General features: G+C 28.5%; 4 protein-coding genes and 1 other RNA gene. 3 read left to right on the top strand and 2 right to left on the bottom strand.

Annotated elements, in window-relative coordinates; all coding sequences use genetic code 11:
* The first annotated feature begins 111 nt into the window (after positions 1-111).
* Genes KHW44_RS07445 through KHW44_RS07435 form a run of 3 tightly spaced genes read left to right on the top strand, consistent with a single transcriptional unit; the run spans position 112 to position 2900 of the window.
* Positions 112-849 (top strand): SDR family NAD(P)-dependent oxidoreductase, encoded by a 738-nt coding sequence (locus KHW44_RS07445; RefSeq protein WP_304067875.1) that lies wholly within the window; start codon positions 112-114, stop codon positions 847-849.
* Entirely contained in the window at positions 842-1561 is a 720-nt protein-coding gene (locus KHW44_RS07440) for a response regulator transcription factor (protein WP_002836495.1), read from the top strand. Before KHW44_RS07445 ends, KHW44_RS07440 begins: the two co-directional genes overlap by 8 nt.
* A complete protein-coding gene (locus tag KHW44_RS07435; protein ID WP_304067872.1) occupies positions 1551-2900 on the top strand; it encodes a HAMP domain-containing sensor histidine kinase in 1350 nt (449 codons plus the stop codon). The genes KHW44_RS07440 and KHW44_RS07435 overlap by 11 nt, the downstream gene beginning before the upstream one ends.
* Before the next feature lie 35 nt (positions 2901-2935).
* Here KHW44_RS07435 and rnpB read toward each other — a convergent pair.
* Together rnpB and KHW44_RS07425 are read right to left on the bottom strand one after the other, a co-directional pair.
* Positions 2936-3265: RNase P RNA component class A (rnpB, locus tag KHW44_RS07430), an RNA gene on the bottom strand.
* Between the two features lie 19 nt (positions 3266-3284).
* On the bottom strand, positions 3285-3666 hold a 382-nt coding region (locus tag KHW44_RS07425), incomplete at its 5' end, for a Nif3-like dinuclear metal center hexameric protein (RefSeq protein ID WP_304067869.1).

The following is a 3666-nucleotide window of genomic DNA, read 5'->3' as shown; positions in this document are numbered from 1 at the left end:
ATCAAATCCTATACTCAAATATATTTTAACATGTTTTAATATTATATCATAAACATTTTGACTTGTTAATTTGCCTATATGTTATAATATAATCAGTTACAAGGAGAAAAAATGAAGACAATTTTAATAACTGGTGCTAGCGGTGGTATTGGAGAAGGGATTTGTAAAATGTTAGAAAATCATCCAGAATACAGAATCGTGGTGCACTATTTTAATAATGAAGAAAAAGCAAAACAAATCGTTGAAAATATTAGAAATAAAGGCATAGATTCAATAGCTTATAAATGTGATTTAAGAAAATTTGATGAGTGTGAAAAAATGTTCGAATTCATCAGAAATAAATTTAGATGTGTTGACATATTGATTAACAACGCTGGAATATCTATTGTTAACCAATTTCAAGATATAAAGGTTGATGATTGGTATAATATGTTCGATGTTAATGTACACGGAACTTATCATATGTCTAAATTAGCATTGGAAGATATGTTAGATAATAAGGAAGGAAATATTATTAATATTTCTTCAATTTGGGGAATGATCGGTGGTTCGATGGAATCTTGTTACTCAGCAACAAAAGCTGCAATAATAGGTCTTACAAAATCTTTAGCTAAAGAATTTGGATACAGCAACATTAAAATAAATGCTATCGCACCCGGAGCTATAGATACCCCTATGTTAGACAATATCTCAAGAGATGATTTAGATTACGTTATAGAAGACACTCCTATGGGAAGACTTGGAACACCTGAAGATATTGCAAATCTTGTAGAATTTTTAATATCTGATAAAAATTCATTTATGACTGGACAAATATTAAGTCCAAATGGAGGTTTTGTAATTGTTTAAAGAAAATTTGACCGACATAAAAATTTTAATTGTTGAAGATGAGAAAAACATATCAAACGCAGAAAAAAAATACTTAGAAGTTGAAGGATTTGAAGTTGATCAAGCATTTGATGGACAAGAAGCAATTGATATGATTAATACAACTGATTATTCATTAATTATTTTAGACTTAATGTTGCCAAAAGTCAGTGGTGAAAAGGTAATGGAAATAATTAGATCAAGAACTGAAACTCCAGTAATAATGGTTACAGCTAAAATAGATGAATCCGAAATATTAGAAGGTTTAAAACTTGGAGCTGACGATTATATTACTAAACCTTTCAGTTTAAAAATATTAGTCCAAAAAGTAAAAACTATTCTCAGAAGAGTTGAAAAACTTGGTCTTCCAAAATCAGAAAAAATTTATTTTGATAATGGACGTGTAAGTATTTCTTTTGATGATAACACATTTATTAAAGATGGAGAAAGTATTAATCTTACAAGTAATGAATTTCAAATAATTAAAACTTTATTTTCGAATCCTAACAAAATTTTTACTAGAGATGAAATAATTGAATTATCATTTGGTTATGATTATGAGGCATTTGATAGAGCTATAGATACTCACATTAAGAATATTAGACATAAAATTGAAGATAATCCAAAAAAACCTCGTTATATTAAAACAATTTATGGCGTCGGCTATAAGTTAGGTGTATACGATGAAGCTTAAGTCGGAAATATTATATGAGTTTTTAAGAGCTATTATATTTCCTATCATGTTATTGTCATTTATTGCGGTATTCATTTTTCAATTATCGTTCAGAAATTTTGTTAACAATGAAGAACTAAATAGACAAAATAAAATTGAGCAGCTAACTAAAAACTTATTTTTAGATCAACAGCGAGGACTTAGTATAAAAAGTATTGATAAGTACATGTGGTATTTGAGCGAATTAGATCTTGATGTTATTTTTTATGACAATAACGATAAGGAATTATATTCTTTTAAAGAAGGATTTGAACTTGCTAAGAAAACTTCGCTGTATAACACCGTAGTCAGAGATGTCTATGATGAAAATAACAAAAAGTTAGGTCATATCAAATATATTTATAGGATTAATAATAATTTCAAACAAAGAGGAGAATTATTTATAACAAACTTGTTAAGATTAATAATTTTATCCACATTTTTATCATACTTTACAAGTTTGATAATATCAATTTTCCTTTCAAGAAAAGTGACTAACCCTATTGAAGAATTAACTCAAGCTACAGTCAATATAAGGAAGCAAAACTATATTCTACCAATTATAAAAAGCAATATAGTTGAAGTAAATCAATTATCACAAAATATTAATTACATGGCAAATTCTTTAAAATCTCAGGAATTTAATAGAAAACAATATGCACAAAATATTAGCCATGAATTAAGGACTCCATTGACTAACTTGAGAGTAAATTTGGAATTGATTCAAGACGGAATTATGGAACCTAATGAAGAAAATGTAAGTACTCTTCTTGTAGAAATTGATAGATTGACTAGCTTAATTAATCAGCTTAATAATACATTTAAGAAATCAACTCCAGAAACTATTTATAATCCTACTGATTTTAATTTATCTGAATTTTTAAATGAAATATTTAAATCTATGAAAACCCAATATGATAAGGCTGGAGTTTTATTTGATATGGAAATTTCTGAGGATTTGGATATTCATACTGACAAAGAAAAGTTAGCTAATATTATCATTAACTTATTATCTAATGCACTTAAAGCTTGTCAGAAAAATGATTCAGTATTATTAAGAGCTAGACATATCAACAGAAAAATTGTTATCTCCGTAAAAGATACTGGAATAGGTATTAGTGAAGAAAATAAGCCGAAAATTTTCGAAAGATTTTACAGAGTTGATGATTGCAGAAACACAAAAGAAAATGGTTACGGACTAGGTTTATCAATTGTAAAAAACTACGCTGATATTATCGGTGCTGATATATCAGTTAATTCAAAACTAAACTTAGGTACAGTAATGATGATTTCTTTTAATGACGATATAATTGTAAAATAAAAAAAGATTGGTAACAGTATTGCTACCAATCTTTTTTTATGACCAAATCTATAAGCCGTGTTCTGTATTTGATAATCATCTATCTAGACTAATTGTTACCAATTAGTTCAAGCAATCTACCTACCGGAGACGACGAGCAGCCGTCTTTAATCCTATTTGATTTTGCACTGAATGGGGTTTACATAGCCATAAAGTCACCTTTATGCTGGTAGGCTCTTACCCTACCTTTCCACCCTTACCATTAAATGGCGGTATATCTCTGTTGCACTAGCCTTAGGGTCGCCCCCACTGGACGTTATCCAGCATCCTCGCTCTATAGTGCACGGACTTTCCTCATGAATTCATGCGATTATCTGATTTAGTCACCATAACATTATAACACAATTAGAAAATTTTTCTAGTTGGTTTTTCTAAATAATTAACATCAATTTTTATTTCTGGAAAAGATTTTTGAATAGTTTGTCGTAAAGGTTCCAGAATGAATTTTTCTGATTCATAGTGGCCAATATCTATTAGTACAAGATTATTATCTTGTGCATCTATCTGTTCATCATATTTAAATTCAGAAGATACAAATACATCACAATTATTATCAATACAATTTTGAATGAAGTGTCCACCACTTCCACCTAATACCGCTATTCTTTTAATCTTTCGATTTGTATTACCGTAAACAATTACATTTTCAAGATTTAATTTGTTTTTCAAATCATAAATAAAATCCTCGGCAAAAATCTCATCAATATCAGCATATTTCCCATATCCT

This window comes from Finegoldia magna, assembly GCF_018371055.1.
In the GTDB taxonomy this organism is placed as follows: domain Bacteria; phylum Bacillota; class Clostridia; order Tissierellales; family Peptoniphilaceae; genus Finegoldia; species Finegoldia magna_I.
This window is presented reverse-complemented; position numbering and strand designations above follow the sequence as displayed.